We start from the raw sequence: 6,808 nt of genomic DNA on the forward strand, positions 1-6,808 counted from the left end.
GGTGGACCGATGTGCGCTGACAGCTCCGACGCGGCGCGGGAGCTGGCGGCGGCGGTTCTGCCCGCGGACACGGTGGGCCTGCTGGAGGGCCTGACCACGACCCGGGCCATCCGCCGCTACACCGACGAGCCGGTGCCCCGTGAGGCGCTGCGCGCCATGCTCTTCGCGGCCACCAGGGCGCCCAGTGGCTCGAACCGGCAGCCGTTCCGGTTCATCGTGCTGACCGACGGCCCGAAGGCCGGGGCGGCGAAGAAGCTGATCGGTGACGCCGCGCGGCGGACCTGGGGTGGCAAGCGCCAGCGGGACCGGTACGACAGCGGGACGGGGACGGTCGCGGACTCGCCCAAGGCCCGGATGGCCGCGGCGATGCAGCAGTTCGTCGACGGGTTCGAGCGGGTGCCGGTGCTGATCCTGCCGTGTCTGGTGCGTTACCGGGACCCGACTCCGACCGAGGGGGCGTCGGTGTATCCGGCGTGCCAGAACCTGCTGCTGGCGGCCCGCGCGCTCGGCTACGGCGGGGCGTTCACCGGCTGGAACTTCGCCGTCGACGCGCAGCTGCGCGAGCTGCTCGGCGTGCCCGAGGGCACGTTCGTCGCCGGCACCATCACGCTGGGTCGGCCGGCGGGCCGGCACGGCCCGGTGCGCCGCCGCCCGATGGCCGAGCTCGTGTTCGAGGAGGAATGGGGAGCGCCCGCGGACTGGGCGCTCGACCCACCCGGCACCGCGTTCACCTCCGCCGGCCCGCCCCGGCCCCCGGCCGCGGCGGGCGGTGGGACTGCCGGTGGGACTGCCGGCAGCGACGAGGAAAGGCCCCGGTCATGACGCCGGTCGACGGTACGGACACACCGGTACGGACGCAGAAGGGTAGCCCTGGCATGGGCCGACTGACACATCTGCAGCGCCTGGAGGCGGAGAGCATCCAGATCTTCCGGGAGGCGGTGGCGGAGAGCGAACGGCCGGTGATGCTGTATTCGGTGGGTAAGGACAGCACCGTGCTGTTGCACCTGGCGATGAAGGCGTTCTTCCCGTCGCGKCCGCCGTTCCCGCTGCTGCATGTGGACACGACGTGGAAGTTCCGGGCGATGTACGACTTCCGGGACAAGGTCGCCGCGGAGCTCGGGGTGGATCTGCTCGTCTATCAGAACCCGGAGTGTGTGGAACRGGGCATCAACCCGTTCGACCATGGTTCGGCGACGCACACGGACATGTGGAAGACCGAGGGTCTGAAGCAGGCGCTGGACAAGTACGGGTTCGATCTGGCGTTCGGYGGTGCGCGCCGCGACGAGGAGAAGTCGCGGGCGAAGGAGCGGGTGTTCTCGATCCGCTCGGCGCAGCATCGGTGGGACCCGAAGGCGCAGCGTCCGGAGCTGTGGCGGTTGTACAACGCGAGCAAGGCGCCGGGGCAGAGCGTGCGGGTGTTCCCGCTGTCGAACTGGACCGAGCTGGACGTGTGGCAGTACATCCACCGGGAGAAGATCCCGATCGTGCCGTTGTACTACGCGGCGCCGCGCCCGGTCGTGGAACGCGACGGCGCTCTGATCATGGTGGATGACGACCGGATGCGGCTGGCACCGGGGGAGGTGCCCGAGCAGCGCAGTGTCCGGTTCCGGACGTTGGGCTGCTACCCGCTGACCGGCGCGGTGGAAAGCGCCGCCGGAACCCTCCCGGAGATCATCCAGGAGATGTTGTTGACGACGAGCTCGGAACGCCAGGGCCGGGTCATCGACCATGACTCGTCCGGGTCGATGGAGAAGAAGAAGCAGGAGGGGTACTTCTGATGGCGCACGCGGCCAGCGACCTCGTCGCGGACGACATCGAGGCGTATCTGAACCTGCACGAGCACAAGAGCATGCTGCGGTTCATCACCTGCGGCAGTGTCGACGACGGAAAGTCGACGCTGATCGGCCGGCTGCTGTACGACTCGAAGCTGGTGTTCTCCGATCATCTCGCCGCGTTGGAAGCGGACTCGAAGAAGGTCGGCACGCAGGGTGACGGGCTGGATTTCGCGCTGCTGGTCGACGGGCTCGCCGCGGAACGTGAGCAGGGCATCACGATCGATGTGGCGTACCGGTTCTTCTCCACCGAGCGGCGGAAGTTCATCGTCGCGGACACCCCCGGGCACGAGCAGTACACCCGGAACATGGTGACCGGGGCGTCCACCGCGGATCTCGCGGTGATCCTCATCGACGCGCGTAAGGGTGTGCTGACGCAGACCCGCCGGCACAGCTATCTGGTGTCGCTGCTGGGGATCCGCCACATCGTGCTCGCGGTGAACAAGCTCGACCTGGTCGACTACTCCCGCGACGTGTTCACCCGGATCGAGGCGGACTACCGACAGTTCGCGGCCCGGATCGGCCTGAGCGACATCGTCGCGATCCCGCTGTCGGCGCTGGCCGGTGACAACATCACCGAATCCAGCCCGAACACCCCCTGGTACAGCGGGCCGACCCTGGTCGGGCATCTGGAGACGGTGGCGGTCGACGACGACGCGCACACCGGGGCGTTCCGCCTGCCCGTGCAGTGGGTGAACCGGCCGAACCTGGACTTCCGCGGGTTCTCCGGGCAGATCGCCGGGGGCACGGTCCGCCCCGGGGACCGGGTCCGGGCCCTGCCCTCGGGGCAGGAAAGCACCGTGGAGCGGATCGTCACCGCCGACGGGGACCTGGACGAGGCGATCGCCGGCCAGTCGATCACCCTCACCCTCACCGACGAGATCGACGTCAGCCGCGGGGATGTGATCGCCACCGCGATCGACCCGCCCGGGGTCGCGGACCAGTTCGAGTGCCATCTGGTGTGGATGGCCGACGAGCCGATGCTGCCCGGCCGCCCCTACCTGATGAAGATCGGGGCGCGGACGAGCAGTGTCACCATCGCCCAACCCAAGTACAAGGTCAACGTCAACACCCTGGAACACACCGCCGCGCGCACCCTGGACCTCAACGAGATCGGCGTGTGCAACATCAACGTCGACCGGCAGATCCCGTTCGATCCGTACAYGACGAACCGGCACACCGGCGGGTTCATCCTGATCGACCGGTTCACCCGGGCCACGGTCGCGGCCGGGCTGCTGCACTTCGCCCTGCGCCGCGCGGACAACGTGCACTGGCAGGCCGTCGAGGTCGACAAGACCGCCCGGGCCCGGGCGAAGGGGCAGCGCCCGGCGGTGCTGTGGTTCACCGGCCTGTCCGGCGCGGGGAAGTCGACGATCGCGAACCTGGTCGAGAAGCGGCTGCACGAGCAGGGTTTCCACACCTACCTGCTGGACGGCGACAACGTCCGGCACGGGCTGAACAAGGACCTCGGGTTCACCGACGCCGACCGGGTGGAGAACATCCGCCGGGTCACCGAGGTCGCCCGGCTCATGGTCGACGCCGGGGTGATCGTGCTCGCCTCGTTCATCTCCCCGTTCCGCGCGGAACGCCAGCTCGCCCGTGACCTCCTCGACGACGGCGAGTTCATCGAGATCCACGTCGACACCCCCCTGGACGTCGCCGAGTCCCGGGACCGCAAGGGGCTCTACGCCAAGGCCCGCGCCGGTCAGCTGGTGAACTTCACCGGGATCGACTCGCCCTACGAGCCTCCCGAGCACCCCGAGCTCCGCCTCGACGCCAGCGGCACGATCACCCCCGAGGCCTCCGCCGACCTCGTCGTCGAACACCTGCGCACCAACGGCATCCTCACCCCGCCGGGCGCGCCATGATCCCCAGGTCCGCCGTGGGCCCCGCGCGTGTCGCGGGGCCCACCGTCCCCCCGCCCCCACCACGACCCGTGTGGAGACCGGCCCATGACCAGTGACACCGCCCCCGCCACGGCTACCGGCGCCACCGGCGGGGCGCACACGATTCCCGCGGCCGGGATGGACGACCACACCCTGGCCGCCGCCCTCGCCCACGAGGCCGGCGACCTGCTTCTCGCGATCCGCGACCAGGGCGGCGCCGAGGGTGACCGGCAGTCCAACGAGTTGCTGCTGCACCTGCTCGCCCAGACCCGCCCGCGCGACGCCGTCCTCTCCGAGGAGAGCACCGACAACCACATCCGCCTCGAACGCGACCGGGTGTGGATCATCGACCCGCTCGACGGCACCCGCGAGTACGGCGAGCCACCGCGGGAGGACTGGGCCGTCCACGTCGCTCTCACCAGCGGCGGGACGCCCATCGCCGGGGCGGTCGCGCTCCCCGCGGCCGGCCTCGTCCTGCACACCGGCACACCGCCGGTCCTCCCCGCACCGGTGGGCGGGCCGATCCGGCTCGCGGTCTCCCGCACCCGTCCACCCGCCTGCGTCGACCACCTCCTCACCCAGCTCGACGCGACCCTGGTTCCCATGGGCTCCGCCGGCGCCAAGGCGATGGCCGTTGTCCGCGGCGACGTCGACGTCTACGCCCACTCCGGCGGCCAGTACGAATGGGACTCCTGCGCACCCGTCGCCGTCGCCGCCGCCGCCGGGCTGCACGTCTCCCGCCTCGACGGCACACCCCTGCGCTACAACGAACCCAACCCCTACCTCCCCGACCTGCTCATCTGCCGCCCCGAACTCACCGACACAGTCCTGACCGCGCTGAGAGACTCGTGAGGGGAACCGCGCTGTGAAACTCGCCGGCAGGGTCGTCGTGATCACCGGCTCGGGGGGTGGTCTCGGCGAGGCCTGCGCGCGTCGGTTCACCGCCGAGGGCGCGAAGGTCGTCGTGACGGACGTCGACCCCGCCGGCGTCGAGCGGGTGTCGAGCGCGATCGGTGGTGTCGGCCTGGCGGCCGACATCACGGTCGAGGACAACGTCCGCGCCGTCGCCGACCTCGCTCGCCGCGCCTACGGCGAGATCGACGTCTGGTTCAGCAACGCGGGGGTCGCCGGCCCCCGCCAGCCCGGCGACGTCCAGGCGAACCCCCTGTGGGATTCGTCCTGGCAGCTGCACGTGATGTCACACGTGTACGCGGTCCGCGAGGTTCTGCCGGCGATGCTCGAACGGGGCGACGGGTATCTGCTGCAGACGGCGTCGGTCGTCGCGCTGTCGACGCAGGCGGAGAAGGCGGCGTACTCGGTGACGAAACACGCGGCGCTCGCGCTCTCCGAGTGGCTGGCGGCCGCGTACCGCCCGCGCGGCATCAAGGTCTCCTGTTTCTGCCCCGGCGCGATGCTGACACCGATGCTCCTCGCGAACGGCCTGCCCGCCGACCATCCGGTGCTCCGCTCCGCGCCGACACCGGACGCGCAGGCCGACCGGCTCGTGCGGGCGATCGACGAGGAGCGGTTCCTCATCGTCGACTCGGAGCAGGGGCCGGACGCGATGCTGGCCAAGCTGACCGACTACGACCGCTGGATCGACGGCATCGCGCCTCCGTTCGGCTGAGATCGCCTGAGATCCCGCCCCGCCGCGGCCCCGACACACGCCCCGTCGTGACCCCACCACCCGGCCCAGCCGGCCTTCCCCGGCCGCGCGGTCAGGCGTCCGCGTCCGCCTCGGTGACGATCGGCGGCCCGGCGTCGATGCGGGCGCGGGCGTCGTCGGGACCGCCGCGCCACCAGCCGAGAGCCTCGACCCACCAGGTCAGCCCGGCATCGGCATAGGGCCGGACGACCGCGGCGCCGCGGTCGGGCGCATCCGCGTCGGTCGCCCCCTCGATGACGATGTCGAACGGGCGTCCGTGCGTCCCCGCGGACACGCGCAGGGCGTGCACGTACCGGACGATGTCGGCGAGCATCGGCGCGGGCATGGTGGTCGGGCGGCCGTGGTCGGCGTGGACGGGCATCACGCCGTCCCACCGGGCGGCTCGGCGGAACGGCGCGCGCAGCGGCCACCGGCCCGCGCACCACACCGGTGGCCGCGGGCGCTGCACGGGGGTCGGCGCCATCGACACGCCGTCCACGACGACGTGCTCGCCGTGGGCGGTCACCGACTCGCCGCTCCACAGCGCGGCGAGCGCCGCAAGTGACTCGTCCAGCCTGGCCGCCCGCAGCCGCGGGTCGGCGGGCTCCCCGAACGCGGTGTACTCGGACGGCATCGAGCCCAGGCCGGCCCCGAAGACCACCCGGCCGCCGGAGAGGACGTCCAGGGAGGCGATCTCGCGGGCGAGCTTGCCGACCCGGCGCCGGGGAACCGCGGTCATCAGGATTCCGAGCCGGATCCGCGTGGTCGTCGCGGCGATCGCGGCGGCGACCACGGTCGGGTCCACGACCGGCCAGTCGTGGTGGTACAGGACGTGATCCCATACGAACGCGCCGTCCCACCCGGACTGCTCGGCCCGGCCGRCCAGCTCGGTGAGCAGAGCCGGGTCGGCGAAGACGCCGACATTGGGCAGGCCGACGGCGAACCGCGGCGACGTGCCGTCGATCGTCATGATTGGACGCTAGCGGTAGTTCGTTGGATCAAGGTTGTGGCGGGTAGGTCTGCTCTGTTGGTTGTCTTTCAGGAGCGGAGGGAGGCTGGCATGACCAGACGTCTGCCCTGTCCGCCGGCACCAGGCCCGTTGGAGGATTACGCTGCCCGGTTTGATGATCTGTTCTCGGCGTTGGGGCAGCGGCGGGGGTTCCGGGAGTATCTGACCGGGMTGCTGGCCCCGCGGGACCGGAACAAGACGCTGACCTGCCTGGCCGGGGCGGAGCCGGTAGTGGGTGCGGGGCATCCGGCGGTACAGCGGCTGCAGTTCTTCCTGTCCGAGTCGGTGTGGGACCCGGAGAAGATCAACGACCGGCGGGTGGAGCTGCTGCAGGCCGGCCCGGCTACTGCCGCGCACCCAGGCGGGGTGCTGGTGATCGACGACTCCGGGGACCGTAAGGACGGCACCGCGACGGCGCATGTGGGCCGGCAGTGGC

Annotated in this window: 7 protein-coding genes; 6 read left to right on the plus strand and 1 reads right to left on the minus strand. The window is 71.3% G+C overall.

Going from position 1 to position 6,808, the window contains the following annotated elements; translation table 11 throughout:
• The first annotated feature begins 9 nt into the window (after window positions 1-9).
• The 5 genes from BBK14_RS18285 (at window position 10) to BBK14_RS18305 (ending at window position 5,345) form a co-directional block, all read left to right on the plus strand.
• Complete coding sequence (locus tag BBK14_RS18285; protein ID WP_071064146.1) at window positions 10-822, plus strand: nitroreductase family protein; 813 nt, start codon at window positions 10-12, stop codon at window positions 820-822.
• 53 nt (window positions 823-875) lie between these two features.
• Complete coding sequence (gene cysD / locus BBK14_RS18290) at window positions 876-1,778, plus strand: sulfate adenylyltransferase subunit CysD (protein WP_071064148.1); 903 nt, start codon at window positions 876-878, stop codon at window positions 1,776-1,778.
• Window positions 1,778-3,700 (plus strand): sulfate adenylyltransferase subunit CysN, encoded by a 1,923-nt coding sequence (gene cysN, locus BBK14_RS18295; RefSeq protein WP_071064150.1) that lies wholly within the window; start codon window positions 1,778-1,780, stop codon window positions 3,698-3,700. Before cysD ends, cysN begins: the two co-directional genes overlap by 1 nt.
• A gap of 156 nt (window positions 3,701-3,856) precedes the next feature.
• Window positions 3,857-4,570, plus strand: coding sequence for a 3'(2'),5'-bisphosphate nucleotidase CysQ (locus BBK14_RS18300; protein ID WP_071064179.1), 714 nt, complete (start codon window positions 3,857-3,859; stop codon window positions 4,568-4,570).
• Window positions 4,571-4,583: 13 nt separating this feature from the next.
• Window positions 4,584-5,345, plus strand: a complete 762-nt coding sequence (locus tag BBK14_RS18305) for an SDR family NAD(P)-dependent oxidoreductase (RefSeq protein WP_071064152.1) — start codon at window positions 4,584-4,586, stop codon at window positions 5,343-5,345.
• Window positions 5,346-5,436: 91 nt separating this feature from the next.
• Here the strand turns inward: BBK14_RS18305 and BBK14_RS18310 are convergent, their stop codons facing one another.
• Complete coding sequence (locus tag BBK14_RS18310) at window positions 5,437-6,333, minus strand: LLM class flavin-dependent oxidoreductase (protein WP_071064154.1); 897 nt, start codon at window positions 6,331-6,333, stop codon at window positions 5,437-5,439.
• Window positions 6,334-6,423: 90 nt separating this feature from the next.
• On the opposite strand from BBK14_RS18310, the gene BBK14_RS18315 reads away from it, so the two are divergent.
• The coding region (locus tag BBK14_RS18315; RefSeq protein ID WP_198541330.1) for a transposase at window positions 6,424-6,808 on the plus strand (385 nt) is incomplete at its 3' end.

It is taken from the genome of Parafrankia soli (assembly GCF_001854695.1).
GTDB lineage: Bacteria > Actinomycetota > Actinomycetes > Frankiales > Frankiaceae > Parafrankia > Parafrankia soli.

Bases quoted from the DNA above. Each gene is read 5' to 3' on its own strand.
- BBK14_RS18285 (WP_071064146.1), top strand. From the start codon at position 10: ATGTGCGCTGACAGCTCCGACGCGGCGCGGGAGCTGGCGGCGGCGGTT.
- BBK14_RS18300 (WP_071064179.1), top strand. From the start codon at position 3,857: ATGGACGACCACACCCTGGCCGCCGCCCTCGCCCACGAGGCCGGCGAC.